Source organism: Prosthecochloris marina (assembly GCF_003182595.1).
Taxonomy (GTDB): domain Bacteria; phylum Bacteroidota; class Chlorobiia; order Chlorobiales; family Chlorobiaceae; genus Prosthecochloris; species Prosthecochloris marina.
Window position 1 is genome coordinate 33,615 of the sequence record NZ_PDNZ01000005.1, and the last position, 26,146, is coordinate 59,760.

Genomic DNA, 26,146 nt, shown 5'->3' on the forward strand with positions numbered 1-26,146 from the left:
CTCATGATTTACGTATCGCTGGCTGCTAGACAGCTCTCTCTCATTTCCTCACGTTTTTCCAGGGTTTATACACGGATACAACTACTGCGACAATAAGCAGCGATGAGTTTACTATCGCGGCAAAGAGCCCGATGGTGTGGCCCTGCATATAGTAACGGTCTTCTAGCGCGGCGACTCTTTTTAGATCTGCAATTTCCAGAAGCTCTGTCACCAGAGGGCCGAAATACAATGTTCCGGTGATAACGATGAGCAATGAAACGATCCATTTGTATATAAGCCACCCGTGTTGAAAAAAACCCCACTTTGTGAACAGCGAGTAAATCAGCCCTGTTATCAGTGTCAAAACAGCAGCTGGTGTGAGGATAAACATGTCGATAAAATGGTAGGCGAGATTGTACATATAAACTTCATCACCGGTAGCTGTTGGGGATGAAATAATCGGTAAAAGTGCAAGAGCAATGACACTTGATAACCAAATGGATGCTGTTATCAAGTGAAAAACTTTCAGAAGCTTTTGCTGGGACGCTGTCATTTTTTTCATCGAGCGCTTTATTTGTCTGTCGTTTTCAAGCGAGGTGTTCATATCCATGTATTGCTCACAAGCATGTTAGCTGAATAAACTTAATGAACCGGGCTCTTTGTTTGATATATCAATATTTGATACATCAAATATATGAAAAAAATAAAAACAAAAAAATACAGGCTATCGTTATTCCTTACCTGTTGTTTCGTCTTTTACGTGGCAGCATTCATTGCCTTGTATCATGCGGCAAGTCGGACGTGCAAGCCAGGTACCTATGATCGGTGCAGTGAGGTATATCCAGAGGGTGGAGAGGTTTCCTGAAACAAGCGCTGGTCCGAGAGAGCGGGCTGGGTTCATCGAAGCACCGCTCACAGGACCACCCATAAGGGCTTCAAAGGCAACAGTGCCGCCGATAGCCACGCCAGCCATAATACCTTTTTCCATATGACCGGTTGACACGTTCAGAATGACGAACATCAAAAAAAACGAGAGAACAACCTCAAGAACGAAGGCATTGATTAGTCCCCCTGAAGGAAGTGTCGCCCCCAGTGATTCATGGGAGCTGAAAAGCAGTTTTAACAACCCTGCAGCAAGAAGAGCGCCGATAAACTGGCAGGTGATATAGGGTAGAATCTCCTGCTTTTGTATTCTCCCGGCAAAATAGAAACCCAAAGTGACAGCAGGGTTGATATGGGCTCCGGAAATGTTTCCGATCGAGTAGATCATTGCCATGACAGTGAGACCGAAAACCATGCTGATTCCAGTATGGCCAAGCTGTGCTCCAAACAGGTCATTGACGATGATCGCGCCACAACCGGCAAAGACCAGCGCAAAAGTACCGATCGTTTCGGCTATGCAGGTATTTTTTCTTGAACTGAACATACTTCAATTGATAGAACGTAATAAGGTTATATCGATAAGTAAACGGTATTGTCCGGATTCGGCATCATTCTTCCCAAGGAATGATATGATGAAAGGTATGGCTTTTACTCTGAGGCTGCATTTGCGATAATGTCAAGAATTTAGCCCTGGGTTTGAAAAACGGTTTGGAGGGCATCGGGTAGCTGTGCGATGAAATCCCGGATTTCATCACGAACTTTCCGGTAGCAGTCGAGTTTTTTCTCCGGATCGTTTATCGATTGGGCAAGACGTGGCGGATCGTCGAATCCGGCATGGATGCGCTTTGCCGATCCGGGGAAAAACGGGCAATTTTCATGTGCATGGTCACATACCGTAATGATCACATCGAACGGAATATTCTGCACTTCTTCAACGTTTTTTGAGTGGTGTGAGGATATGTCTATCCCTGCTTCGGTCATGACACGGATTGCATTCTGATTCATGCCGTGTATTTCGGTTCCCGCAGAATAGGGCTCGAAAATATCCCCATGCAAATATCGTGCCCAGCCTTCGGCCATTTGACTTCTGCAGGAATTGCCGGTGCAAAGAAAAAGAATCCTGATTTTATGCATAAGTCGATGAAAAAGCTGTTATGACGAGAAAATGCCGCCTAACATGATACAAAAGAATGGTGCGGGTGTTGCATGGTAATAGTAAAGTTTTCAACTCCGTAACAAATTTAAGGCGTATAAAAAAGGCTCGGTTTTACGATAAAGACCATATATTTCACTCTTAAACATTTTGTAAGTAACGTGGTAATTGTGACAGAAGAACAAATAACGCAGCCTACGGAGAAATTTCTGGCTTATCGTGAAAAGCTCAACAAACGTGAGGCTGCCGGGAAACGGGAAGATTCCCTGAATGTAGAGTACGAGAAGGGTTTAATCGCAAAAAGCTGTTTTATCGAGTTGAACGGAGTCGTTCACCACTATCATGATTCGGGACCGGGCTCTACCGGTGAGACTGTTCTTCTTGTTCATGGTTGGGATTGCTGGTGGATGTGGTGGCATCATATTATCCGCTTTCTTAATGAAAGAGGTATAAGAACCATTGCGTATGATCTCAAAGGGCATGGCTGGTCGGATAATGATCCCCGAAATGATTATTCGATAGATTCTTTTGCCGAAAACCTTGAGGCACTTGTAGACAAGCTCAAGCTTGAAAAATTTCATATTGCGGCATTTTCATTCGGCCCTTTTATCGCGCTTCATTACGCAAAGCAACGCCCTGAAAAGATTCTTTCGATGGCGTTTTTCAATTTCGGTTATCTTGAGAACAACCGCTTTGTAGAAAAGATGGCGCCGGCAACATTGAATTTCACATTCAATAATCTTTTACGGAAAATCACTTGGTGGTTGCCTGCGTATGTATTTGCCCGTCTCGTACTTTCCCGCAATACCGTCTTGTTCCATGATGTTCAGATTGGTTTTGAAAGTCTCGCTCTTTGTGCTCCTGAAGCCATTGAACAGTCAACAAGCCAGATAACCTCCATGGAGGTTACGGAAAGTCTCGTTGGTTTTGTCGAGGCTTTGCAGGTTCCGGTACTGTTTGCGGCCGGTGACGGAGACAGCATCATGACCCCTGAGAACACCAAAAAACTTGCTGGGTATTGCCGGAAAGGCATTTTTGTCAATGTGCCGGCTTGCGGACATCTTATCACGCTTGAACTTCCTGAGACTGCAGGTGGTTTGATTTTCGAGCACATCAAACATTGTATGCCTGAAAATGTATCTTTTTAGGATATCGAGGGTGCTTTTTCGGCTTTTTTGACAGCGTGGACGAAATCAATGATTTTTTGATGATCTTTTTTCCCAGGTGATTCTTCCACTCCGCTTGCGGTATCGACTGCATAAGGTTTGACTGTCCGAATTGCTTCTGTAACATTCAGAGGGTTGAGCCCGCCGGCGAGTATACCATGGCCGATACTTTCCATCTTCGTGAAGATCTTTTGCGCTGTCTGTTTTGCTATAGTGGTTCCTGTTCCTCCAGCCTGATCTGGACGATAGGCGTCGAAAAGAAATGACCTGAATCCGGTTTTTTCGGCAAACATTATGACTTCTTTCATCGAGAAGTCCGGCCCGGCTCGAAATACCCGTATGACCTTTGCGCTTGTAATCGCGAGGGCTGTTTCCGGAGTATAGCGTTCGGAGTGGAGCTGAGCCAGGTCGAGGTTACAGTTTTTGCATATGGCATTGATTTCAGCCGGTTCCTGCTCGACGAATACTCCGACACAGGAAACAAAGGGAGGGAGTCCATCGATGATTTTTCGTGCGTCTTTTGGGTGAATATAGCGCGGGCTTGATTTGCTGAAATTGAACCCGAGAGCATGGATTCCTGCCATACTTGCGGCAAGGGCATCATCGAGGTTCGTTATTCCGCAAATCTTAATTCTTGTCATAGAGCGGCCGGGTAGGAGGTGGTCAAAGATGAAATGTAAAAACAGCAAAAAATTAAATTAAAAAAGTATAGCAAAAGCGCAAAAATAGGTAGCTTTGAACAAAAGGGATTTTTAGTTTTAACTTATTCTTTTTATACTTTCCTCCGCTTGGCGTCAGTGACATTAGTGATACAATACTGGGGTGTGGCCAAGTGGTAAGGCATCGCCCTTTGGAGGCGACATTCGCAGGTTCGAATCCTGCCGCCCCAGCAAAAAAGAGGCTGCCTCGAAAAGGCAGCCTCTCGTATTTTATAACAAGCAGTCATTCATCATTCCGCTTTTTCCAATGTTATCGTCCTTTTAGGCTTCCTTGTAAGGTGCAATACAACGGTAACTTCTCTCAACCTGTCATCCTCGGGCAAGCGAAGCTCGACCCTGGGAGTCTCTTCGTTGTCCTGTATCTCCTTGCTTACAAGGTAAACGATAGGCAAGCCTGGTATTTCGTGATTTCGTATGGGTGCCGGATCAGGTTCGTTACGAAACGGTAGACCTGGACGTTTGCATGAATGTGTTGCGACGCTAAATAAAAAAGCTGTACCGGTTCTGCCGGTACAGCTTTTTTTACGGTAAAAGCAAGAGCCTGAATCAGTATCGATAGTGCTCGGGCTTGTATGGTCCGTCTACGGGAACTCCGATGTAATCGGCCTGTTCCTGTGAAAGTCGGGTAAGATTGACTCCCAGCTGTTCGAGGTGTAGTCGTGCAACCTCTTCATCGAGTTTTTTCGGAAGACAATATACCCCTGTCGCGTACTCTTTCGTCCAGAGCTCGATCTGTGCCAGGGTCTGATTGGTAAAAGAGTTACTCATAACAAACGATGGGTGGCCGGTTGCACAGCCGAGATTGACCAGGCGACCTTCAGCAAGCAGATAGATCGAGTGTCCGTCGTCAAAGGTATACTTGTCGAACTGCGGCTTGATGTTTGTTTTTTTCGCACCGGCATAGCTGTTGAGCTTGTCTACCTGAATTTCGTTATCGAAATGCCCGATGTTGCAGACAATGGCTTCATCTTTCATCTGCGTCATATGTTCGAGCGTGATAACGTCTTTATTGCCGGTTGTGGTAACAAAAACGTTGCCTTCCTTGATGGCGTCTTCCATGGTGGAAACTTGAAAGCCTTCCATGGCTGCCTGAAGAGCGCAGATAGGGTCGATTTCGGTAACAACAACTCTTGCTCCGTAAGAGCGCATTGAATGGGCACAGCCTTTACCGACATCCCCGTAACCGAGAACGACAACTACCTTGCCGGCAAGCATAACATCCGTGGCGCGTTTGATGCCGTCGGCAAGTGATTCACGGCATCCGTAAAGGTTGTCGAACTTTGATTTGGTGACCGAGTCGTTGACGTTGATGGCGGGGAAGAGGAGCTCCCCTTTCTCCATCATCTGGTAGAGCCTGTTGACACCTGTTGTCGTTTCTTCGGAGACGCCCCTGACTTCAGGAGCAATCTTGTGCCAATGCTGGTTATCGGCCTCGAAAACTTCTCTGAGCTGACCGTACAATGCTTGTTCTTCGGCATTGCCAGGTGTTTTATCAAGCATCGCGGGTTCATTCTCGATCTTGTAACCGAGATGTATCATCAAGGTTGCATCGCCTCCGTCGTCGACTATGACATTCGGGCCTTTTCCGTCTGCGAAAGACAATGCCTGACGGGTGCACCACCAGTAGTCTTCGAGCGTTTCCCCTTTCCAGGCAAAAACCGGAATTCCTGCAGCCGCGATTGCAGCTGCGGCATGGTCCTGAGTCGAAAAGATGTTACAGCTTGCCCAGCGAACTTCGGCACCAAGATCAACCAGGGTCTCGATCAGGACCGCGGTCTGGATCGTCATGTGCAATGAACCCATAATACGGGCTCCTTTCAATGGCTTTTTGCCCGCGTATTTCCGACGGGTAGCCATCAGGCCCGGCATCTCTTTTTCTGCGATTTCAATTTCTTTTCGCCCCCAGTCGGCTAAAGAGATGTCTGCCACTTTGTAGTTGAGTACTTCAGTGTCAGTTGTCATCATAGTGATAGTGTGTTTTTTGCTTTGAAATATAGAATCACAGACTAAATGCTTGCTTCAATTCTTCAACCTTATCGGTTTTTTCCCATGGGAAAACAGAACGACCGAAATGACCGTAAGCAGCCGTATCCTGGTAACACCAACCTTGAGGGTTGTCCAGGCTGAAGTGGCTAATGATTGCGGCGGGTCTGAGATCGAAAATCTGTTCGGCTTTTTCCTGGATTTCAGCATCACCGAGGCCGTTTACCGCTGTACCGTGTGTATCGATGTATACTGAAACGGGACGGGCAACACCAATTGCATAGGAAACCTGAACGGTACACTTTTCAGCAAGGCCTGCCGCTACGATATTCTTGGCAACATGGCGTGATGCATAGGCTGCACTACGGTCTACTTTTGATGGATCTTTGCCGCTGAATGCGCCACCACCGTGAGGAGCGGCACCACCGTAAGTATCGACAATGATTTTGCGTCCTGTCAGACCGGTATCACCATGAGGTCCGCCGATTTCGAAGCGCCCTGTCGGATTGATATGAAATTTGGTGTTCTCGTCGAGCATTTCTGCAGGAATGACTTCTTTGACAACGTTTTCGATAATATCCTTTTTGATGATGTCCTGCCATTCCTGTTCGCTGCAGCCTTCCGGTTCAGGGTCATGCTGGGTCGAAACAACAACTGCATCGACTCTTTTTGCGACTCCGTCAATATATTCAAGAGTTACCTGGCTTTTCGAGTCCGGACGAAGGTATGTCATTGTTTCGCCGGCTTTGCGGATATCGGCAAGCTTTTTAACCAGTGCATGAGCGTACTGTATGGCGGCAGGCATCAGTTCCGGGGTTTCGGTACAAGCGTAACCGAACATCATTCCCTGGTCGCCGGCACCGACTCTGTCGAGTTCGTCTTCAATTTCTTCTTTGCGGTCAACTCCTCTGTTAATATCGGGTGACTGACTGTGAAGCGCTGAGAGTACACCGCAGGAATTGGCTTCAAACATGTATTCGCCTTTGTTGTACCCGATTTGTTCGACGACTTTTCTTGAAAGCTTCTGTATATCTACAATACCTTTTGTCGTTACTTCTCCACCGACAATGACCTGACCGGTGGTTACAAATGTTTCGCATGCGACACGGGAATTCGGGTCTTGACGAAGAAATTCATCCAATACTGCATCGGAGATCTGGTCTGAAACCTTATCCGGATGCCCTTCTGATACAGACTCTGAAGTAAAGAAGTATCTTGACTGTGTCATTTTCGTTGATATTTATTGTTTACCGTAACAACAAGAACTACAAGAAAAGCTCTTGCTTGTCTTACAAGGGGTTTGGCGTGTACGTTGGATTTAAGAAGCAGACTGGACACGGAAAACCCTGGGTACAAGCATTCCGGCAAAATCTTGGCGGAAGCTTTCGGCACCGTGTCCATAGGTAATGGGGATGCCGGATAAGTGCACAATGTAATCATTCGGAACTACTCATGCAAGGGGGCCTCCGTTAATTTATTGTGTCCCTCGCGATATCCTCTGGCGGTGCGAAAGGTGTCGTTCACACTGTCAGGTTTGTATTCCAAACGGAAGACGAGGGTATAAATGCGATATGTTGTTTCGATCGTCGACTCATCGGAGTTTGATGTCTGAAAAATCTCCTATGTTTGCCTCATGAGCGTGGCCGGACAGAGATGCATTGTTGCCGATGATTGATTTGTCGAGAAAAACGTGCTGTACATTCGAGTCGTTACCAACGATAGAGTTTTTAATGAAGGCATCCTTGATAACGGTGTTTTCTCCTATTGTCGCATTCGGGCCGATGATGGCATTGTCGATTTGCGCACTTTTCGCGATGAACACCGGCTTGTTGATAATGCAGCCGGGAAAAGACGATTCGGTACTATGGCTTTTCAGAAGAATTTCGTTTGTCGAGAGAAGCGTTTCGGGTTTACCACAATCATACCAGTTGTTGACCGGAAATGTCGTCAAAGACTCACCTTTTTCCAGCATCATCTGTAAGGCATCGGTCAGTTGATACTCTCCCTTTGTTTTTATGTTTTCCCTGATCAGACTGTCGATACAGGCAAAAAGCGAATCCGAGTTCCTGATATAGTAGAGTCCCACGATTGCGAGGTTGCCTACCGGTTCATTCGGTTTTTCAACAAGCTTTACAATGCGGCCGTTATTGGTTATGGCTATGCCGAACCTGCTGGGGTCTTCCACCTCCCTGACTCCCAGGCTGGAAGAGGGACTGTTCAGTATTCCCGAGAGCTCAACATCAAAAATGGTGTCTCCGAGAATTATGAACACCGGTTCGTCATTATTGACATGCTCCTTGCACATTCCGATCGCATGAGCGAGCCCCAGGCGTTTCTGCTGATTGACAAACGTTAAACGAATATTGTAGTTTTCACTGAGATAGGACTCTATCATCTCGCCGAGGTAGCCGACGATGACAATTGCTTCATCGATACCTGAAGCGATGAGTTTATCCATGATATGGCCGATGATCGGTTTTCCGGCAACATTCAGAAGAACTTTTGGCTGAGAAAGGGTATGCGGACGTAATCTCGAACCGACTCCTGCAACAGGTATTATCGCTTTCATGGCATGTAACGGGTTTGTTAAAAGGGGTTGTTGGACGTTGTACAAATACCAGTTTACTAAAGGATAAAAAAATAAAATCTCTTTTCACCCTAAGGGTCGACTCTAATAAGGTTTTTTTGTATTGTTGCTCGTGCTTATCCGGTTTACCCGGTTCTTGAGAAAAGGGAATAATATGAACGTAAAAGAGCATAATGTCATGTCGTCAAAGCCGGAGTGGTTTTATAACCAATCGGGGGTCGTGCCTGTTCTGAATGGAAGGGTGGTACTGATTACCGCCAGGAAATCCAAGCGGTGGACCATCCCGAAAGGAATTGTCGAAAAAGATATGTCTCCTCATGATTCGGCTGCAAAAGAGGCTTACGAAGAGGCTGGTGTTGTCGGCAATGTCAGGAAAAAAGAGCTTGGCCGTTATGATTATCCAAAATGGGGAGGAACTTGTACCGTTCGTGTTTATCCATTCTATGTTGAGGAATTGCTTGACAGGTGGGAAGAGATGCATGTCAGGAAACGCAGAATTGTCTCTCTGAGCAAAGCCATTGAGATGATTGATAACGATGCGCTCGCAGAGATACTACAAACTTTTTTCAACCGTCTGGAAAAAGAGTAGGGAGGATCCGCATGTTGAAAAACCTTCGTCAGAACTCTATAGGTGTTTGATTTTTTAATTGCCGGGTTATTTTATAATTGCAATCTCAAATATTTAAGTATCAAATAAATTGATATGGTTGAAGAAAAAGATGCAATTAAAAAACTTATCGGCTATCAGGTAGGGATTACTTCAAATATTCTTCGGAGGGTTTTTGCTGCCAGGATTACAAAATATGCAGAAAACATTTCGCCTGAACAGTTTGCCGTGCTTGCTCGTCTGCATTCCAAAAACGGATTGAGTCAAAGTGTTATTGCCGAGAGTGTTCTGAAGGATGATGCAACGATAACACGCATTCTCGACAGTCTTGAAAAAAAGAAACTTGCGGTTAGAAAAAAAGCCGAGCATGACCGTCGTTCAAATCTTGCATATCTTACGCCTCAAGGAAAAACACTCGTAAAAAAAGTTTTTCCAAAAGCTAAGCTTCTCAACGAGCATCTGCTTGAAGGGATCGAAAAAGAGCATATCAGGGTTGTCTTTGAGGTTCTTGCGAAGCTGAGGGAAAACGCTGTGAAAATCTAAAAAGGTAATCCGCAGAAGCTACAGCAGTCAGTTATGAAACAAAAACACCCGATTCTTTTGAAGTTCAAGCCCTACGCTTATGCTGCGATTATCGTTGTGGCCGGTATCCTTATAGGGCGGTTGCTCGGATCCGGAAAACAACAGCAAACGGAACGGATTGTTCCAAAAAGGGACAGTCAGGTTCCTGTTGTAGAGATAACGAACCAACAGGTGCAGAGGGTCATCAAAATGAACGGAAAGGTTGACGCTCTTAAAAAAATCGAGATATACGCCGAAGTGACCGGTGTGTTTGTCGATGGGGCAAAACCGTTCAGAGAAGGACGCAGGTTTGCAAAGGGAGACGTCTTGCTCAGGATCGAGGATAGTGTTTACCGCAATACGGTTCTGGCAGAAAAAAGTTCATTGCTCAATGAGCTTACGTTACTCATGCCGGATCTTTTGATTGATTTTCCAGGGTATGCCGGGCCATGGAAAAAATACCTGGATAATTTCAGTATCGTCAAGCCCCTGCGTCCTTTGCCTCCGGCACCAAATGACAGGTTGAGAAATTATGTGGCGGCAAGGAATATCTACACTAAATTTTATGCTGTCCGCAGCATGGAAGAGACTCTGGCCAAGTACAGCATCCTTGCGCCGTTTGATGGTGTCGTTACTGTTTCGGAAGCAAATCCTGGTATTCTGGTTCGCAATGGGCAAAAGCTTGGGGAGTTTGCGGCTACAACTGCATACGAGCTGGAACTGTCAGCACCGGTTCGAGAGGCGGCGTTCATTCGGAAGGGGGACCGCATAACACTTTCATCCGATGACTTTAACGGCTCGATAGAGGCAAGGGTTGCCCGCGTTAACGATGCGATCGATCCAAATACGCAGAGCGTTGGGGTTTATGTGCTTCTCGATGATTCCCGTTTGAAAGATGGTATGTATCTTTCCGCATCTCTGAACGTGCCGGTAGAGGATGCATCGGTTATAGCCCGTGAACTGCTCGATAATGAGAACCGTGTGTTTGCATTGAGAGATTCTGTTGTACTGTTGCTTCCGGTGGACGTTGTTTCGGTTGACGGACGAATGGCGATTGTCCGCGGTATTCCGGATGGCACTGAGATCGTTGCTGAACCTGTGGAAGGGCTGTTCAGTGGTATGGTTATATCTGGGTCGATAGCGACAGTGCAGGAAGAGGACCCGTCCGGTTCGAAGTGAAAAGGGATATGATATTATATTCTATAACAAAAGGGCATGTTGCCACGCATTCCGGTTCGTCTGGGAAAGCTGTTTTTGCAAGGTGCCTCAAAGCTGATTCTGGATTGTGAAAGGAATTATCAGGCAATTTATCAGGTATCCGGTTCTCGGCAATGCGGTTTTTCTGGCGATTTTCCTTTTCGGGTTTCTTGCTTTCAATGGGATGAAAACGACGTTTTTCCCTCAAGTCCCGTCTCACACCATCTTTGTCGTTGCTTCTTTCCCTGGTGCTTCACCCGAAGAGATTGAAGAAGGCATCACTCTCAAAATAGAAGATGAACTCAAAGGCGTAACCGGAATAGAAAGGGTGACTTCCGTTTCCGCTGAAAACACCGCTACGATTACCGTTGAGCTGCTTCAGAACTACGATGCGAATGTGTTGCTTCAAGAGGTGAGTAATGCCGTCGACCAGATCAGCTCCTTTCCTGTAGGACTGGAAAAAATCAGGATATACAAAAGGGAGATGACCGACTTCGTCGTGGCATATTCCATTCACGGTGATGTGGAACTGCAGGTCCTGAAAACCTACGCCCGAAGGATTGAGCGCGAGTTGCGCAACAATGAAGGTATTTCGAAGATTACGTTAAGCGGGTTTCCTGAAGAAGAAATTGAGGTAAGTGTCCGCGAGGATGTGCTGAAATCCTATGGTTTGACATTCGATGAAGTGGCTTCTGCTGTAGGTGAGGCCAATTTGAGGATTACCGGCGGGACTATCAAGGGGTTGGAGGAAGAGCTCCTGATCCGCTTGGATAATCAGGGTTATTATGCCATCGATGTTGAAAATATAGTGGTCCGGACTACAGCTGCAGGGGGTGTCGTTCTTTTGAGAGATATTGCTGTGATCAAAGATCGCTGGTCGGAAGATCCGAACAGGACCTACTTCGATGGGAAGCCATCGGTGACAATCGATATTGAAAAGACCAGCGACGAGGACATGTTCAGTATTGCCGGTCGGGTTGCGGCTTACATGGAAACGTTCGACAGGGAACATGATGATATATCGGTCAGCCTGTTGCGAGATGGGTCGGGCATTGTTCAGGAACGTGCAAATATTCTGACGAACAACGGATTGATCGGTAGTATTCTCGTTATTCTGTTCCTTTCTTTTTCACTGAACCCGAGAATGGCTTTCTGGGTTGCACTTTCAATTCCCCTTTCATTTGCAGGCATGTTCATGCTCGGTACCTTTTACGGGCTGACCATCAATGTTGTGTCCCTGCTTGCCATGATCCTCGTTGTCGGTATTCTGGTCGATGACGGTATCGTTATTGCGGAAAGCATTTATCAGCAGCATGAAAAAGGTTTGAAACCGCTCGATGCAGCAGTTAAGGGTACCATGGATGTGCTTCCATCGGTTATAGCGGCGGTGCTGACTACCATTGTGTTTTTTATGCTCTTTCTGTTCCTTGAAGGAGCTTTCGGAGAACGTTTCAGGGACATTGGGTTTGTCGTTATAGCCACACTTCTTATCTCCCTTGTCGAGGGGATTTTCATTCTGCCCGGCCATATTGCCCATTCCAAGGCTCTGCGGGGGGGAGCTGAAAAAAAGACATGGCTTTTACGAAAATCGGAAGCATTCATACGCTTTCAACGGGACAGGTTTTATGCGCCTGTCCTGCGTTTCAGTATCAATAATCCCATCGTTACAGCTGTCATACCCGTTGCTCTGATGCTTGTCACTATCGGTGCACTGCAGGGGGGGATTGTCAAGCTGACTTTTTTCCCAAATCTCGAGTTCGATAATGTGGAACTGACGTTTGAAATGCCTGCGGGAACACGCCAAACAGTAACCGACAGCCTGCTTGCTCGTATGGAAATGAATGTGCGGGAGGTAAGTGAGGAATACAAGCAAGAGTACGGGCTTGATCTCGTCGAAGCCATAGGGCGCAGCGTCGGACCGGATGCACATAAGGGAGGCCTCAGGATTACATTGCTCGAGGGGCGGTACCGTGAGTGGTCGAGCATGCAGGTATCCAATGCCATACGGGAAAAAATAGGCATAATTCCCGGTGCTGAAAAACTGCAGGTCGGAACAGGTGGCTTTTGGGGAATGCCGGTTTCGATAGCGCTTAAAAGCGATAACTTGTCACAGTTGAGAGGTGCCAAGGAGTATCTTGAAGGAGAACTGAGAAAAATGCCGGAACTGAAGGATATCATCGATGACGATCCGCCCGGTTTGCGAGAAGTTCGCATCACGCTTAACGATAGGGCAAGGTCGCTCGGTCTCAGTGAGTCTGACGTTATGAATCAGGTCAGGAGCGGTTTTTTCGGTTACGAGGTTCAGAGAATCTTGCGGGGGATCGATGAGGTGAAAGTCTGGGTGAGGTTTTCCGAGACCGATCGCGAATCGGTCGCGAATATGGAACGGATGGACATTCGGCTACATGACGGCAGAGCGTTTCCTCTCGGTGCACTTGCTGATGTCAGGATACAGCGGGGGGTATCTTCGGTAAACCATATCGACGCTCAGAGAGTGGTGAAAATCGAAGCGGATATTGTCAGTTCGAAAGAGTCGGTTCCCAACCTGCTCGAACGCATCGATTTACAGATCATGCCTGGTCTCCTGGAAGCGTTTCCGGATGTAAGCTATGACTTTGAGGGACAAAGCCGGGAAAGTGACAAGACAACCAATTCAATGAAGAGTGTTTTTCCGGTTGTTCTCGGGATGATGTTTCTTGTGGTGGTGTTTTCTTTCCGTTCTTTTCTACAGGCCTTTGTTGTTTTTCTCATGATTCCATTCAGTCTTGTCGGGGTTGTATGGGGGCATTTCATACAAGGGTATCTGATGAGCATTCTTTCACTTTTCGGCGTTATCGCTTTGATCGGTATCGTTATCAACGATTCCCTGGTTTTTGTCAACACGTTCAACAGCCGTTTGCAGGAAGGGAAGAAGTTTTCCGACGCGATTTATGAAGTGGGGCTCAGCCGCTTCAGGCCGATTGTTCTTACATCACTGACGACCATAGCTGGTCTCGGCCCGCTGATTTTCGAAAAAAGCCGTCAGGCACAGTTCCTGAGTCCAATGGCTATTTCGGTTGCATACGGGTTGTTGTTCGGTACACTCTTGACGCTTGTAATGCTGCCAGCCCTCCTGGTTTTGCTCAATCGCGCGAAAGTGCTGGTCATAGGACTTTTACAAGGAGAAAAGCCATTGCCCGAAGCAGTTGAACCTGCAATAATGCATCGGGAACCGTTCGATAATGAAGAGTCGGAAAAGTAGACTGTCAGGCACAGCATACAGCGGTAGATGCATGGCGATAATGAATTGTCACTGTAGTTGGAACAAAGCATGCCGGGGAAAGAGGGACGGAAAAAGAAGAATAATGATCGTAACAGGAAAAGAGGGTTTCAGGAAGTAAAAAAAGAAGAGGCTATGGCAAGAAGAATCGGACGTGCTATTTCCTGTGTAAGTCTGGTGTTTGCCGGGGTGTTGTTGTTTCTCGGTGTTTTTCTGGTTTCATCATTGTCGGCTACGGAACGGTTGAGCCTTGAGGATGCCGTTGTCGAGGCTCTTGCCAACAATCAGGATATCCAGGTGGCCAGGGGAGAGCGAGAGATCAGCAGCAACAATGTCAACATCGGAAATGCAGGCTTGCTGCCGAAAATCGATCTTGTCGGATCGATGAACTACCAGGATAATGAGAAGACCTCATCACCCGGGTTCAATGAGTTTACCACGACAAGTGTAACCTTGCAGGCAAACTATACCTTGTTTGACGGGTTGGGTAACATTTATACGTTCAGAAAGCTCAAAAGTGCAGGAAAAATTGGCAGGTTTCAGGCGCGCAATACCATTGAAGGTGTTATTCTGGAAGTGAGTGAGGCATTTTATAAGTTTGCAAACGCAACCGAGCAGGTTGTTGTTGCTGAAGAAGCTCTTGCCATATCCAGGGACCGTCTTGAACGCGCACGTCTCAGGGCGGAGTATGGACAGGCAAACACTCTTGAAGTGCTGTCGGCATCGGTAGATGTCAATGCAGACAGTGTGTCGTGGAAAGATGCGATGCTTGACATGCACAATGCTAATCGCGCATTGAATCTTTTACTGAATCGTCCCGTTGATACATCCTTGAGTGTCAAGAAAGATGTTTCTTTCGATAAGAACCTCAGGAGAGAAGAGGTATTGCAGGGTGCAAAACAGTCTTTTTCAGCATATCTGATCGCTCGGGAGTCGGTAAAACAGGCGGAATATGAGCTTGGTATAAAAAGGGCCGACTTTTTTCCTGAGGTGGGTGTTCAGGTTGGTTACGGTTTCAGCAATACCGAAACAGGATTCGATGCGGGAACGGATGATCTGTCAGGGGACTTTTCGGCGGCTTTGACACTGGACTTCAATTTGTTCAACGGTTTTCAATCGAGTATCAATAGTCAAAATGCCCGTATAGAACTGCAAAACAAGAAGTTGCTCGAGCAGAAAGCTCTCAGTGAGCTTGAAAAGCAGGTTGCAGATACCTGGCAGGAGTACTTGAACAACCTCGATATTCTGGAATTTCAGAAAAAAAACCTTGAAACGGCTGAACTGAATTTCCGGCGTTCGAAAGAGTTGTATGTTCTCGGACAGTTGACGACAACAGCGTTCAGGGAAGCCCAACTCAACCTTATCGATGCAAGAAAAAGCATCGCTTCGGCAGGGTATGATGCCAAAATACTTGAACTGAGGCTGAAACGCTTTGCAGGAAAGCTGGTTACCGAAGAAGATGCAGTCGGGAGCGATTCGCGTTGAGCGGTTGCGTTAAGACGAGCCCTGATTGTTGTGCTGTTTTGGGATTTTTTGTTTTTGTTACATTGTGGAATTCTTGAATTGCCTGTGGCGTTGGAAAAGCTGAAAGTTTTTTGCCCGGGAGAGCAAAAAGAGTTTGTTTCTAAACGTCAGAGTGCTATATTAAGAGCCTTCCAGCAGAGCGGGGCATGGCGCAGCTGGTAGCGTGCCTGCTTTGGGAGCAGGAGGTCCCGAGTTCGAGTCTCGGTGCCCCGACAGATATGGAGTGTTCATTGGTAAGAGCTTAGTTGTGCCCGTAGCTCAATTGGATAGAGCATCAGCCTTCTAAGCTGAGGGTTACTGGTTCGAGTCCAGTCGGGCATGCAATGATGTATACCATTTTTAATGGTGATTGTAGCTCAGTTGGTTAGAGCGCCAGGTTGTGGCCCTGGAGGTCGGGGGTTCGAGTCCCCTCATTCACCCTCTTGGGTGCCTCTATTTATTTATTGTCGTGAGCGCCTTGAGTACAAGGCGGACGGAGCGCAGAATCCGGAGTGTACACAGAGTACATGAGGAGTTCGAGCACCGACCAACGAAGTAATCATGGTGCGCAACAAATAAATAGAGGTGTCTCCTTGATGGCCCCATGGACTAGTGGTTAGGTCACCACCCTTTCAAGGTGGTAGCACGGGTTCAAATCCCGTTGGGGTCACATACTATCTCTCACGAGATCCGGCTTGATTTTATGAGAAAGGATCGGTGTTGTATGATTTCGGTTTGCCGGATTATCGGAGACGATAGCTTTTTTTCTGTACAGCTCTGTTCGATTTTCGATCAGAGCTTTTTTGTTATTAATACAGAAACGGGTTTCTCATGAAAATCTCCGTAAACTGGCTCAAGGATTTCGTTCCCTCCATAACTTCAGATATTTCTTCCCTTGTCGATCAACTTACCTTTCTCGGACTTGAAGTCGAGGATGTCATTACGAAGAAATTGCCCGATTCTCTTGTTGTTGTTGGAAAGGTTCAAGAGGTCAAACCGCATCCGAATGCCGATCGTCTGAAGATATGCCAGGTCGATGCAGGCGAGGTCGAGCCGCTGCAAATTGTTTGCGGAGCATCCAACGTAGCCGAAGGTCAACTTGTTCCGGTCGCAATGATCGGCGCAAAGCTTGAAACACCCGAAGGCGACAGCTTTACCATAAAAAAATCCAAGATACGCGGTGAACGTTCGTTCGGAATGATATGCGCCGCAGATGAGCTTGGTTTGTCTGACGACCACTCCGGGATTATGGTGCTCGAGGAGCATTGCGAAATAGGCCGGCCTGTCGCGTCGTATCTCGATGCCGATACCATACTTGATATTGCGGTTACGCCGAATCGTCCGGATGTCCTTTCACATCTTGGGGTTGCCAGAGAGATGGTAGGAACTGCGCAGGTGGCATTGCCGGAAGCCTGTAATGTAGACTTTTCAGGTTCAGAAAATCTTGTAACGATAAAAAACTCCGACGCCTGTCCCTATTATACCGGTATCGTTATCCGCAATGCAGCGGTGAAGGAGTCTCCTTCATGGTTAAAACAGAAAATTGAAAGTATAGGGCTTCGCCCCAAAAACAATATTGTCGATATTACCAACTACGTTTTGCATGCTCTCGGTCAGCCTCTTCATGCTTTTGACCTGTTGAAACTGCAAGGAGAAAGCGTACAGGTGAGAACCGATGTGAGCGGATCAATCGTTGCTATCAATCAGGAAGCCTATGAACTGCAACCGGGTATGCCGGTTATCTGTGACCAGGAAAAGCCGGTAGCCATAGCAGGTATCATGGGTGGTTATGACTCGGCTGTGAGCGAAGCAACAACCGATATATTGCTTGAATCGGCATATTTTTCTCCAGGCGTGGTAAGAAAAGCCTCGAAAATTCTTGGATTGACAAGTGACTCGGCTTATCGCTTTGAGCGGGGGATCGACCCGGGAAATGTACGTTTTGCGGCGCAATGTGCGGTCAAGCTCATTCTTGAGCTTGCAGGGGGAGAGATCACCGAAGCGGAAGAGGCCGGTTCGGTTCCTCCCGGCAGCATAACGGTTGCATTACGTCCTGAAAGAGCCAATGAAATTCTTGGTTGTTCGATACCCATGGAAAAAATGGTTTCCATGCTGGAGTATATCGGCTTTTTCATGACAGCCAATGAAAAAGACGAAAACCTGATATTTACGGTTCCATCCTTTAGAGTCGACGTTGAGCAGGAAATCGATCTTATCGAGGAGATTGCCAGATTGGAAGGGTATAACAATATTGCCGCTTCAGAAAGGATGGTGGCAAGCTATCCCCAGTCAAGGGAAAATCCCGAATATTTCCCTGACTATCTTCGCTCTGTTATGATCGGCCTGCAGTTCAGGGAAATTCTTACAAATCCTTTGATTACAAAGCGTGATGCTTTGCAGTTCGAACAGCAGGCGGTTCCGGTGTTGAATCCCATCAGCGAAGGTCTTGAAGTTCTCCGTCCTTCTCTCGTACCGACAATGCTTAAGGTAATATCCCATAATATCAAACATGGGATAAGGAATATGCGGCTTTTCGAGGTGGCTCACTCGTTTTTCACTTTGAATGAAGAGGACGATGCCGCGAAAAGCATGACAGAAAAAGAACAGCTTGTTTTTGCCATCACCGGAAGTCGTTATCCGGTAAACTGGGCTCGGAAAAAAGAACAGGTTGATTTTTTCGATATGAAAGGTTCAGTGGAGATGCTGTTGGGTAAATTGAATTTGCTTGATAAATCATCATTGAATATTTATAATGAAAGCACGCTTTCCATTACATGTGACTGGAAGGGAGAAGATAAAACCCTGAAATTGCATGCCGGGAAAGTTCAGCAGATAGCGCCTGAGTTGCTTGAGGCATTTGATATAGATCAGCCGGTTTTCGTTGCTGAAATCGATACGGAGGTTCTCGAGCGCAGTTTTACCTTGAATGTTTGTTACGAGCCCCCTTCCAGGTACCCGGTTGTTGAAAGAGATCTTTCATTTATACTTCCTGAAGGGTTGGAGGTTCAGAAGCTGGTCGATTGTGTGAAAACCAGTGACGTTCTGATCAGTAGCGTTCGGGTATTCGATCTTTTCGAAAGGGAGCTGGAAAACAGTGGCGGGAAGGTAGAAAGAAGTATTGCGTTATCTCTGAATATTACAGATCACTCTGGAACTCTTAAAGAAGAAAAAGTCAAAAAGATTCTCCAGAAAGTCATGGAAAATGCAGAAAGCAGGCTTGGTGCGGTAATTCGGCAAGTTTGATGCGTAAAGGTATGGAGAAACGCATAGAAGGCAGCGAAAGTTCTGGTCTTGATCTGCTTGAACGACGGGTTGAGCAGATTGTTGAACAGCTGACTGATTGCCGGAAACAAAATGAAATGTTGCAGGCTGAAATTACGAGTCTTCAGTCGATATTGCGATCATGCAAGCTTTCTGTTTCGGGAAGCGGGCAAGGAGGAGCGGTCGATGGTTTTTCCTACGAGGAAAAAGTACAGGTGAGACAGAAACTGGTTATGATCCTGCAAAGAATAGAAATTGAGCTAAGAAACGAGATGCCGGGTTAAGAGGTTGATGGAAAAAATAAATGTCAACATCTTTGGTGATAACTATCCGTTAAGGGTCGAGAGTCGCGAATCGACGGAACAGGCTGCATTTGAGGTTGATGAGGTTATGCAACAGTTCGCCGGGAAAGCTCCGGACCTGGAGGTTAAAAAGTTTGCGGTACTCGCTGCAATTCATTTTGCAGAGAAGAAAAACGAACTTATGGCGAAGCTGTCATCGATGGAAAAAAAAATCGACCAGCTTAATCTTTTTCTTGAGCAAAATTCGTTCTAATCGTTTACATTAGAAGTAGAAGAAATATCCGCACCGATTACAGGGGTGTTTTGTAAGTAAAAGAACCAACACTTAAGAACTGGGAGCTGTACTCTTCTTTTGGATTGCAGGCCTTGCTGAACTCAAGGGTTCAGAGGATTCCGGAGACGGGATCCCATAGGAAGCAAAAAATCTGAAGGAGGCGCCCACCGTACTGAATACGGGTTCTTAAATCTTACACATCCCTGCAGGTGCGGATTTTTTTTTGCATTAAAAAGTGCCCTTTTTATCGGACAACGGGCGCACAAAGGAGGTAGAATTTAATGGGGATTGTCGTTAATCTTGTTTTAATAGTTATTGCGTCACTTCTGTTTTTTTGCGTAGGGTTTTTTATCGGTCGTTTTCTGCTTGAGAAGATCGGAACGACAAAAGTGCTTGAAGCAGAAGAGCGGGCAGTTCAGATCGTACAGGAGGCCCAGAAAGAAGCGAATGAATACAAAGATCTGAAAGTCGCCGAAGTGAATCAGGAATGGAAAAAACGAAGACGAGAATTCGATGCAGATGTTACGGTAAAGAACAACAAGTTCAATCAGCTTCAGAAACAGATCCGCCAGAAAGAAAATAATGTGAAGCGGCAGAGTCAGGACCTTAAGGAAAGCGAAAAAAAGGTTTCCGAAAAACTCAAGGGGCTTGAGCATGACAGGGAGATGGTTGCAAGTAAAAACAGTGATCTGGAGCGGATTATTGCCGAGCAGAACCAGAAACTTGAAGCGATTGGTAACCTTCAGGCTGAAGAGGCGAAGCAGAAGCTGATAGAGAATATGGTTGCGGTTGCAAGGGAAGAAGCGACGGAAACGATACACAAAATTCATGAAGAAGCGGAGCAGGAGGCGAACAAGATCGCTGAAAAAACATTGCTGACTGCGATACAGCGTGTTTCTTTCGAACAGGCGACTGAAAGTGCTCTCTCGGTTGTTCACATTCAGAGTGACGAACTCAAGGGCCGTATTATTGGACGTGAAGGCAGAAACATCAAAGCCTTCGAAAATGCAACCGGGGTCGATATCATTGTTGACGATACTCCTGAAGTCGTTATCCTTTCCTGTTTCGATCCTTTACGCCGTGAGCTTGCCAAACTGACTCTTCAAAAACTACTCATCGATGGAGTTATTCATCCGGTCGCGATCGAGAAGGCCTATGAGGATGCGAAAAAAGAGATCGATGACGTTATCATGAGCACGGGAGAGGAAACTCTGTCATCACTGCAAATTCCCGATATGCCTTCCGAGCTTGTTTCTCACATAGGAAAAATGAAATTCCATACGGTTTACGGTCAGAATCTCTTGCAGCATTCACGTGAAGTGGCCATGCTTGCAGGTCTCATGGCCGCTGAAATCAAGCTCGATGCAAAACAGGCCAAACGTGCAGGATTACTGCATGATATCGGGCTTGTTCTTCCGGAGAGCGAAGAGCCTCATGCTATTGCAGGAATGAAATATCTTCAGAAATTCAGGGAATCAAAGATTGTACTCAATGCCATTGCCGCTCATCATGGGGACATCGAAAAAGAGAGCCCTATTGCAGCTCTTATCGAAGCTGCCAATATAATCTCTTCTTCACGGCCGGGTGGCAGGGGTGCTGTGACGCCTGAAGGTCACGTGAAGCGTCTCGAAAATCTGGAAGAAATTGCTAAAGGTTTTCCGGGAGTCATCAAGACCTATGCTCTCCAGGCCGGAAGAGAGATCCGGGTTATTGTCGAGGGAGAAAATGTCAACGACTCACAGGCAGATGTCCTCGCTCACGATATAGCTCACAAGATAGAGGAAGAGGCCGATTATCCCGGTCAGATCAAGATTTCCATCATCAGGGAGAAACGCTCGGTTGCATTCGCAAAGTGAGGGAATAGTGACGAGAGGCGAGTAACAAGTTCAGAAAAATCGACAAAGGGCTGGCCGGCGTGCCGGCCCTTTTTAGTTCTAAGTTCTTAGTTGAAGCACTCAGCATTCATTTACAGTGTTCCTTTTGTGGAGGGGACAGATGTCCCTGTAATTGAAACGGCCTGCTTGAGTGCGTATGCGAACGCCTTGAAAAGAGCTTCGATCTTGTGGTGCGTATTGCTCCCTTCGAGAACGGTCAGGTGAATGTTTGCCTGTAGCGTTCGGGAAAGTGAAAGGAAAAAATGCTCGATCATTTCGGTTGAAAAGCCGTTGATATCGGGTCGGTTGAAGTCGCATTTGAAAACACAGTAACTTCTTCCTCCAAGATCCAGGGCACAACGCGCAAGAGCTTCATCCATCGGTATCATCGACCAGCCGTATCGTTGAACGCCTTTTTTGTCTCCCAACGCTTCCAGCATTGCCGAGCCCATGACGAGGGCGATGTCCTCAACTGAGTGATGGTCGTCGACTTCCGTATCTCCTTTGCAGTGCAGTGTGAGATCGATGCCGGAGTGTTTGCTGAAGTTTGCCAGCATGTGATCGAGGAAAACCACGCCTGAATCAATGGAGTGCTGTCCTGAGCCGTCAAGGTTCAGTTCAACCTGGATATCGGTTTCGAATGTTTTACGCTTAACTTTTGCAGAGCGGATGTTCTCGTTTGCGTTTTCGGACATAAAATGGGCTATCTGAAAATTTTATTGGCAAGATAAAGTAAAAAGCTTAAAATAACCGAAAGAACGATTGATGTGCCGATAGGGAAATAAAGTTTGAAATTGTCCCTGACTATTTTGAAGTCAAGAGGGAGATTGCCAAACCAGCGCATGTAATCCGGAGTTCCGGTCTTTTGAAATGTCATGAGAAGTACTCCGAAAACAACAGCAATGATTCCGATGACGACAAGTAGTTTTCCGAGTTCGGTAAACACGGCTTGGATTTTTTCCGAAAGTTGCTAAATTAAGCCCTTCGTGATTTAAAAAGAAGGTACATTTTTGGGTGAATACCTTTTTAAATTAACAACATCCTGAGGGATTATGCACGTTTTTCTTGTTGTTCTGATTCTGTTATCGTCCATCCTGCTCATTGGGGTTGTCCTTTTGCAAAACCCTAAAGGGGGAAGTGGTTTAACCAGTGGAATGGCGAGCCTGGGTACTGTCCAGAATCTCGGGGTCAGGAGGACAGGCGATTTTCTGAGCAAGACAACGGCAATTCTTGCCGGTACGGTTATGGTGCTCAGCTTTGTCGTTCAGTTCACACTGCCTTCCAGGCAAGCATCTATAGATACCAGGGAAAGCATCTTGCAGAAAGAGCTGCCAGCAATTCCGGCCCCGGCTCCGGCAGAAAATGCCGTGCCTGAAGCAGTTCCGGAAAAAACGGCTGAATAAGTCAACGGCAAAAGAATTTATGGTATGCGTTCGTAGCTCAAGTGGTAGAGCAACTGACTCTTAATCAGTGGGTTGAGGGTTCGACTCCTTCCGAACGCACCAAAAATAGAGGCTTACAGGTGGAAATCTGTAAGCTTTTTTGTTTTTAAAAAGGGGGCGTTGTTTGTTAAGATAAAAAGTTGCCTTGAAATAATTACTTCCTGAAAATGGGGGATACTCCGATATTAGTCCTGTAAAAAACTTTGAAAAAGCAGGTTCAGAAAGGTGGAGTGCTACGGGATAAGTATGCTCCGTTTCTGCGATAGCGGTATTTCCTATGATGCTGAAGATTCGCCCGGAATCGATTGCCTGAATGAACGGCCTGACAATGTCGAAAACGTCGGGGGCTAACGTTACCACTTCGCTCATACAGGTGATTTCGTATGTCATTCGGTTTTAAATCGGCTTCCTCAACGATATGAAGCGGCAAGGCGACCTGGTTTTTTGATCTTCACTGAGTTTTGGGGCTCTTCATGTCAACACAGGTTGACAGTTTGAAAGAAAGAGAAGAAGAGGTTTCCTATGAAGAAACCTCTATGGTGTTAGCATCAAGGGATAATTCGCTGAGGTATTTTCGGCAAGACCAGATTTTTCCGGAGAAGCCTCAGTCCTTATCCTTGTTTGCGAGAAGCTGTTCAATCGGAGCAGCTTCGGGAAGGATATAGACTATGCCTGCTTTAGGCTTGAAGAGAGGGGTGAGTACGTTTGTGAATAACGGTTTGGAAACATTGATGCAGCCCCATGTGATTCTGTTGTCCGCTGATGTGGTGGAATTGAGGCGGGTTTTCCTTCTCTGACCAGGGACGTTGGCGACCGGGTGCAGTCCGACAGCGTATTTTGTGTCGACCCATAAAACATCCTTACCCCGATGGTCGGGTCCAAACACCGATACGTAACGTCCGGAAGGAGTAACGCGGTCGTTTTTGCCTATGGATGAAAGCCGGGCATTGAGGGTTTTAGGGTCGATTCTGTCTGATTTTGCAATGCCAAGCAGAACGGGTCCATGGTCCACAATCTTGCTTTTTGCATCAAAAACAAAGATATGGGCGTTTTTCTTATCGATGATTGCGTAGGGCAGTTTCCGGTTATCCTTGTTCTTTTTAACCCAGGAAACGGTTTTCCGTACTTCTTCGGAGGCGAAATGAAGCTCCTTGCCATCCTTCGCGTTAGCATTTTCACTGTTGAGGATGACCAGCGATAAAAGAACCGACAACAATACAGCTGTTTTCCAGGTATTACTGATGATCTTTAATGCTTGTGTCATAGCAAGGAATGTTTCGTTTGATGAAAACCAACTTTATACACATATAATTTAAAGTATATAAATTCTATTTACAAAATAACTGTTATTACCTTTCTCTCACTCCTTCTACCGGCGCCGATGTTTGGTTTCCTTTTCTGCTCCAGGTGCTTATAAAGGTTAACATTTCAAAACATTTAGACGTTCAACAGGGTTGGCATAAGGCCGCCTCTCGTATCGTACCTGTTGTTCACTATGGATGCTGGATCACCCTGTGTAATAAGCAAAAAGTATTACACAGGGCGTTTGACTTCTCACTTTTGCCATCCTTTGACTTTTCGTTCAGTGATTGCGGTTGGATGCCTCAACAATCGTATGTCTTGCCTATATTATCGCGATGATGTCTGTCTTTTCCTGCGAAAAAGTCGTGATACCAATGAAGATACTGTATCGCTATATACTCAAAGAGCATGTCGGTCCCTTTTTCTTTGCCTTTTTCACCATTCTCTTTGTTTTCACATTACAGTTCGTTACCCGTTTTTTCGACCGTTTTGTCGGTAAGGGTCTTGAATTTTTTGTTGTCGTTGAGCTGATTGTGCTGCAGATCGCCTGGATGGTTGTGCTTGCAGCTCCTATGGCTGTTTTGATTGCTACTCTCGTTGTGTTCGGAAACCTTACGAACAGCTCGGAAATAACCGTCATGAGGGCTGGTGGTCTGTCTCTTTATCGGCTTATCGTTCCGGTTTTGCTGGCGGGTGTTTTTCTCACGATTGTAATGGAACGGTTCAACAATATTGTGCTTCCGGAAGCAAACTATCAGGCCAAACAGCTGTTGAGAGACATAACAAGGGCTAAACCCAGTTTCGGGCTAACGGAAAATGCTTTTTCAGGGCTTGTAGACGGTTATTCTATTCTTGTCAGGGAGACAGGGGATGATGCTGAGACGCTCAAGGGAATTACGATTTACGAGACAAAAGAAGATGATGAAAAAACTGTCATTACAGCCGAGAGGGGCAGTATTACGTTTACGTCCGATTATCATTATTTGATTTTAACGCTGCTTGACGGACAGATGCATGAGTTGAGAGAAGAGGACAGTGAAGAATATAGAATCACGACCTTCGATAAGCATCGTTATGTTTTTTCTTCTACCGGTTACGGTTTTGAGCGTACCGACGGCAACGAAATACGCCGAGGCGATCGGGAACTGTCCGCCAGGCAGCTGTATGTCGTGGGGCAGCAATTTCGAGAGCGCGGGAGTGAAGCTCAAAAGCATATCAGCGATGCTGTTTTGCGTGAACAGGAGACAATAAACAGGCAGCGTGATTCGGTCCAGCCGGCAAATGCTTCAGTAACCGGATATACCGTTGAGAAAAAAGCACTGGCTCTGCAGCAGGTGGAAAAAATGCTTGCACGAATTGACCGGGAGATCGATCATATGGAGCGCAGCAGGGATATGTATAACAAGTACATGGTTGAGTTTCATAAAAAGTATGCACTTTCGTTTGCCTGCACCGTTTTCGTGTTAGTCGGGGTTCCCCTCGGGGTTCTTGCGAAACGAGGCGGTTTCGGGGTCGGTGCAGGCTTGTCCCTCTTGTTTTTTGTGAGTTACTGGTCCTTGCTTATCATGGGCGAAGAGTTATCCGACAGGAGTTTGCTTGATCCAGGGATAGCGATGTGGATCGCCAATGTTGTCATGCTACTGATCGGTGTCATTGCCCTGATTCGTGTTTCCGGTCTTGCTATTGGTTCAGGTCGGTAGCGTCATCTGAAACTTCAGAGGCGCTTCTATCCTTACTTAGCTTCTTTTTGTTGCCGTTTTTATCCAGGCAGACAAACGTGATCTGGGTGGTGAAGACCATTTCACGTTCTCCTGTGTCAATACTGTCTTTATATGCGTTGACGGTGTATTCAACCGAAGTCTGTCCTTCACGGTTTTTTACGGTCTCAAAACAGAGAATAGTCCCTTTTTTTATGCTTTTTCTGAACACAATCTTGTCCATGGCAACGGTTACGAAGTTGCAGCCGGGATAGTCCAGCGTAACGGCAATGTATCCCATTTCATCTATCCATTTCAGCAGATTGCCGCCGAAGAGGTAGCCATAATGGTTGAGGTGCTCAGGAAGAACAAGTTTGTAATTTTCCATGTTTTTTTGA

Annotated in this window: 23 protein-coding genes and 6 tRNA genes; 18 read left to right on the forward strand and 11 right to left on the reverse strand. The window is 46.4% G+C overall.

The window, feature by feature from the left end:
- Nucleotides 1-40: 40 nt before the first annotated feature.
- The 3 genes from CR164_RS07815 to CR164_RS07825 all read right to left on the reverse strand — a co-directional run bounded on the left by CR164_RS07815 (nucleotide 41) and on the right by CR164_RS07825 (nucleotide 1,995).
- Entirely contained in the window at nucleotides 41-589 is a 549-nt protein-coding gene (locus CR164_RS07815) for a hypothetical protein (RefSeq protein WP_239994503.1), read from the reverse strand.
- 120 nt (nucleotides 590-709) lie between these two features.
- Nucleotides 710-1,405 carry an MIP/aquaporin family protein gene (locus tag CR164_RS07820; RefSeq protein WP_110023386.1) on the reverse strand — a complete coding sequence of 232 codons (696 nt, stop codon included), beginning with the start codon at nucleotides 1,403-1,405 and terminating at the stop codon, nucleotides 710-712.
- 140 nt (nucleotides 1,406-1,545) lie between these two features.
- Nucleotides 1,546-1,995, reverse strand: a complete 450-nt coding sequence (locus CR164_RS07825; RefSeq protein ID WP_110023387.1) for an arsenate reductase ArsC — start codon at nucleotides 1,993-1,995, stop codon at nucleotides 1,546-1,548.
- Between the two features lie 189 nt (nucleotides 1,996-2,184).
- Between CR164_RS07825 and CR164_RS07830 the strand changes: the two genes are divergently transcribed.
- Nucleotides 2,185-3,162, forward strand: coding sequence for an alpha/beta fold hydrolase (locus CR164_RS07830; RefSeq protein ID WP_110023605.1), 978 nt, complete (start codon nucleotides 2,185-2,187; stop codon nucleotides 3,160-3,162).
- On the opposite strand, the gene CR164_RS07835 is transcribed toward CR164_RS07830, so the two are convergent.
- Entirely contained in the window at nucleotides 3,159-3,821 is a 663-nt protein-coding gene (locus CR164_RS07835; protein ID WP_110023388.1) for a phosphoribosylanthranilate isomerase, read from the reverse strand. The genes CR164_RS07830 and CR164_RS07835 overlap by 4 nt on opposite strands.
- A gap of 177 nt (nucleotides 3,822-3,998) precedes the next feature.
- On the opposite strand from CR164_RS07835, the gene CR164_RS07840 reads away from it, so the two are divergent.
- Nucleotides 3,999-4,070, forward strand: a tRNA-Gln gene (locus CR164_RS07840).
- A gap of 375 nt (nucleotides 4,071-4,445) precedes the next feature.
- On the opposite strand, the gene ahcY is transcribed toward CR164_RS07840, so the two are convergent.
- The 3 genes from ahcY to CR164_RS07855 form a co-directional block, all read right to left on the reverse strand.
- Nucleotides 4,446-5,861, reverse strand: coding sequence for an adenosylhomocysteinase (gene ahcY / locus CR164_RS07845; protein WP_110023606.1), 1,416 nt, complete (start codon nucleotides 5,859-5,861; stop codon nucleotides 4,446-4,448).
- Between the two features lie 37 nt (nucleotides 5,862-5,898).
- A complete protein-coding gene (metK, locus tag CR164_RS07850) occupies nucleotides 5,899-7,110 on the reverse strand; it encodes a methionine adenosyltransferase (protein ID WP_110023389.1) in 1,212 nt (403 codons plus the stop codon).
- A 363-nt stretch (nucleotides 7,111-7,473) separates the two neighbouring features.
- On the reverse strand, nucleotides 7,474-8,451 hold the full coding sequence (locus CR164_RS07855; protein ID WP_110023390.1) for a sugar phosphate nucleotidyltransferase: 978 nt from the start codon (nucleotides 8,449-8,451) through the stop codon (nucleotides 7,474-7,476).
- Between the two features lie 172 nt (nucleotides 8,452-8,623).
- Between CR164_RS07855 and CR164_RS07860 the strand changes: the two genes are divergently transcribed.
- From CR164_RS07860 to rny, 13 genes are all read left to right on the forward strand, one after another.
- On the forward strand, nucleotides 8,624-9,058 hold the full coding sequence (locus tag CR164_RS07860) for an NUDIX hydrolase (RefSeq protein ID WP_239994504.1): 435 nt from the start codon (nucleotides 8,624-8,626) through the stop codon (nucleotides 9,056-9,058).
- A 114-nt stretch (nucleotides 9,059-9,172) separates the two neighbouring features.
- A complete protein-coding gene (locus tag CR164_RS07865; protein ID WP_110023391.1) occupies nucleotides 9,173-9,619 on the forward strand; it encodes a MarR family winged helix-turn-helix transcriptional regulator in 447 nt (148 codons plus the stop codon).
- Between the two features lie 33 nt (nucleotides 9,620-9,652).
- On the forward strand, nucleotides 9,653-10,816 hold the full coding sequence (locus CR164_RS07870) for an efflux RND transporter periplasmic adaptor subunit (protein ID WP_110023392.1): 1,164 nt from the start codon (nucleotides 9,653-9,655) through the stop codon (nucleotides 10,814-10,816).
- 106 nt (nucleotides 10,817-10,922) lie between these two features.
- Nucleotides 10,923-14,075: an efflux RND transporter permease subunit gene (locus CR164_RS07875; RefSeq protein WP_110023393.1), complete on the forward strand. Its 3,153-nt coding sequence runs from the start codon at nucleotides 10,923-10,925 to the stop codon at nucleotides 14,073-14,075.
- Between the two features lie 69 nt (nucleotides 14,076-14,144).
- Nucleotides 14,145-15,578, forward strand: a complete 1,434-nt coding sequence (locus tag CR164_RS07880; protein ID WP_239994505.1) for a TolC family protein — start codon at nucleotides 14,145-14,147, stop codon at nucleotides 15,576-15,578.
- A 179-nt stretch (nucleotides 15,579-15,757) separates the two neighbouring features.
- A tRNA-Pro gene (locus tag CR164_RS07885) sits at nucleotides 15,758-15,830 on the forward strand.
- Between the two features lie 34 nt (nucleotides 15,831-15,864).
- Nucleotides 15,865-15,938: transfer RNA gene (locus tag CR164_RS07890), tRNA-Arg, on the forward strand.
- Nucleotides 15,939-15,961: 23 nt separating this feature from the next.
- Nucleotides 15,962-16,037, forward strand: a tRNA-His gene (locus CR164_RS07895).
- Between the two features lie 157 nt (nucleotides 16,038-16,194).
- Nucleotides 16,195-16,266 (forward strand) — tRNA-Glu (locus CR164_RS07900).
- A gap of 161 nt (nucleotides 16,267-16,427) precedes the next feature.
- Nucleotides 16,428-18,839: a phenylalanine--tRNA ligase subunit beta gene (gene pheT / locus CR164_RS07905; RefSeq protein WP_110023394.1), complete on the forward strand. Its 2,412-nt coding sequence runs from the start codon at nucleotides 16,428-16,430 to the stop codon at nucleotides 18,837-18,839.
- An 11-nt stretch (nucleotides 18,840-18,850) separates the two neighbouring features.
- The gene (locus tag CR164_RS07910) at nucleotides 18,851-19,141 is read left to right on the forward strand and encodes a hypothetical protein (RefSeq protein ID WP_110023611.1); all 291 of its coding nucleotides are present in this window, start codon (nucleotides 18,851-18,853) and stop codon (nucleotides 19,139-19,141) included.
- 7 nt (nucleotides 19,142-19,148) lie between these two features.
- Nucleotides 19,149-19,412 carry a cell division protein ZapA gene (locus tag CR164_RS07915; protein WP_110023395.1) on the forward strand — a complete coding sequence of 88 codons (264 nt, stop codon included), beginning with the start codon at nucleotides 19,149-19,151 and terminating at the stop codon, nucleotides 19,410-19,412.
- A 302-nt stretch (nucleotides 19,413-19,714) separates the two neighbouring features.
- Nucleotides 19,715-21,289 carry a ribonuclease Y gene (gene rny, locus CR164_RS07920; protein WP_110023396.1) on the forward strand — a complete coding sequence of 525 codons (1,575 nt, stop codon included), beginning with the start codon at nucleotides 19,715-19,717 and terminating at the stop codon, nucleotides 21,287-21,289.
- 110 nt (nucleotides 21,290-21,399) lie between these two features.
- Here rny and hisB read toward each other — a convergent pair whose 3' ends face one another.
- Both hisB and CR164_RS07930 read right to left on the reverse strand, forming a co-directional pair.
- The gene (gene hisB / locus CR164_RS07925) at nucleotides 21,400-22,002 is read right to left on the reverse strand and encodes an imidazoleglycerol-phosphate dehydratase HisB (RefSeq protein ID WP_110023397.1); all 603 of its coding nucleotides are present in this window, start codon (nucleotides 22,000-22,002) and stop codon (nucleotides 21,400-21,402) included.
- 8 nt (nucleotides 22,003-22,010) lie between these two features.
- Nucleotides 22,011-22,253 carry a DUF2905 domain-containing protein gene (locus CR164_RS07930; RefSeq protein WP_110023398.1) on the reverse strand — a complete coding sequence of 81 codons (243 nt, stop codon included), beginning with the start codon at nucleotides 22,251-22,253 and terminating at the stop codon, nucleotides 22,011-22,013.
- 106 nt (nucleotides 22,254-22,359) lie between these two features.
- Between CR164_RS07930 and secG the strand changes: the two genes are divergently transcribed.
- Nucleotides 22,360-22,710 carry a preprotein translocase subunit SecG gene (gene secG / locus CR164_RS07935; RefSeq protein WP_110023399.1) on the forward strand — a complete coding sequence of 117 codons (351 nt, stop codon included), beginning with the start codon at nucleotides 22,360-22,362 and terminating at the stop codon, nucleotides 22,708-22,710.
- Nucleotides 22,711-22,736: 26 nt separating this feature from the next.
- Nucleotides 22,737-22,812 (forward strand) — tRNA-Lys (locus tag CR164_RS07940).
- Nucleotides 22,813-23,353: 541 nt separating this feature from the next.
- Here CR164_RS07940 and CR164_RS07945 read toward each other — a convergent pair.
- Nucleotides 23,354-24,013: a L,D-transpeptidase gene (locus CR164_RS07945; RefSeq protein ID WP_110023400.1), complete on the reverse strand. Its 660-nt coding sequence runs from the start codon at nucleotides 24,011-24,013 to the stop codon at nucleotides 23,354-23,356.
- A 412-nt stretch (nucleotides 24,014-24,425) separates the two neighbouring features.
- Between CR164_RS07945 and CR164_RS07950 the strand changes: the two genes are divergently transcribed.
- Nucleotides 24,426-25,751, forward strand: a complete 1,326-nt coding sequence (locus CR164_RS07950; protein ID WP_110023401.1) for an LptF/LptG family permease — start codon at nucleotides 24,426-24,428, stop codon at nucleotides 25,749-25,751.
- Here CR164_RS07950 and CR164_RS07955 read toward each other — a convergent pair.
- Nucleotides 25,732-26,136 (reverse strand): acyl-CoA thioesterase, encoded by a 405-nt coding sequence (locus tag CR164_RS07955; protein ID WP_110023402.1) that lies wholly within the window; start codon nucleotides 26,134-26,136, stop codon nucleotides 25,732-25,734. The two genes, CR164_RS07950 and CR164_RS07955, sit on opposite strands and share 20 nt — an antisense overlap.
- Nucleotides 26,137-26,146 lie beyond the last annotated feature (10 nt).

What these genes read in the sequence shown, in the direction of transcription:
- CR164_RS07815 (WP_239994503.1), bottom strand. Translation starts at nt 589, where the DNA reads ATGGATATGAACACCTCGCTTGAAAACGACAGACAAATAAAGCGCTCG.
- CR164_RS07820 (WP_110023386.1), bottom strand. Translation starts at nt 1,405, where the DNA reads ATGTTCAGTTCAAGAAAAAATACCTGCATAGCCGAAACGATCGGTACT.
- CR164_RS07825 (WP_110023387.1), bottom strand. Translation starts at nt 1,995, where the DNA reads ATGCATAAAATCAGGATTCTTTTTCTTTGCACCGGCAATTCCTGCAGA.
- CR164_RS07835 (WP_110023388.1), bottom strand. Translation starts at nt 3,821, where the DNA reads ATGACAAGAATTAAGATTTGCGGAATAACGAACCTCGATGATGCCCTT.
- ahcY (WP_110023606.1), bottom strand. Translation starts at nt 5,861, where the DNA reads ATGACAACTGACACTGAAGTACTCAACTACAAAGTGGCAGACATCTCT.
- metK (WP_110023389.1), bottom strand. Translation starts at nt 7,110, where the DNA reads ATGACACAGTCAAGATACTTCTTTACTTCAGAGTCTGTATCAGAAGGG.
- CR164_RS07855 (WP_110023390.1), bottom strand. Translation starts at nt 8,451, where the DNA reads ATGAAAGCGATAATACCTGTTGCAGGAGTCGGTTCGAGATTACGTCCG.
- CR164_RS07860 (WP_239994504.1), top strand. Translation starts at nt 8,624, where the DNA reads ATGAACGTAAAAGAGCATAATGTCATGTCGTCAAAGCCGGAGTGGTTT.
- CR164_RS07865 (WP_110023391.1), top strand. Translation starts at nt 9,173, where the DNA reads ATGGTTGAAGAAAAAGATGCAATTAAAAAACTTATCGGCTATCAGGTA.
- CR164_RS07870 (WP_110023392.1), top strand. Translation starts at nt 9,653, where the DNA reads ATGAAACAAAAACACCCGATTCTTTTGAAGTTCAAGCCCTACGCTTAT.
- CR164_RS07880 (WP_239994505.1), top strand. Translation starts at nt 14,145, where the DNA reads ATGCCGGGGAAAGAGGGACGGAAAAAGAAGAATAATGATCGTAACAGG.
- pheT (WP_110023394.1), top strand. Translation starts at nt 16,428, where the DNA reads ATGAAAATCTCCGTAAACTGGCTCAAGGATTTCGTTCCCTCCATAACT.
- CR164_RS07910 (WP_110023611.1), top strand. Translation starts at nt 18,851, where the DNA reads ATGGAGAAACGCATAGAAGGCAGCGAAAGTTCTGGTCTTGATCTGCTT.
- CR164_RS07915 (WP_110023395.1), top strand. Translation starts at nt 19,149, where the DNA reads ATGGAAAAAATAAATGTCAACATCTTTGGTGATAACTATCCGTTAAGG.
- rny (WP_110023396.1), top strand. Translation starts at nt 19,715, where the DNA reads ATGGGGATTGTCGTTAATCTTGTTTTAATAGTTATTGCGTCACTTCTG.
- hisB (WP_110023397.1), bottom strand. Translation starts at nt 22,002, where the DNA reads ATGTCCGAAAACGCAAACGAGAACATCCGCTCTGCAAAAGTTAAGCGT.
- secG (WP_110023399.1), top strand. Translation starts at nt 22,360, where the DNA reads ATGCACGTTTTTCTTGTTGTTCTGATTCTGTTATCGTCCATCCTGCTC.
- CR164_RS07945 (WP_110023400.1), bottom strand. Translation starts at nt 24,013, where the DNA reads ATGACACAAGCATTAAAGATCATCAGTAATACCTGGAAAACAGCTGTA.
- CR164_RS07950 (WP_110023401.1), top strand. Translation starts at nt 24,426, where the DNA reads ATGAAGATACTGTATCGCTATATACTCAAAGAGCATGTCGGTCCCTTT.
- CR164_RS07955 (WP_110023402.1), bottom strand. Translation starts at nt 26,136, where the DNA reads ATGGAAAATTACAAACTTGTTCTTCCTGAGCACCTCAACCATTATGGC.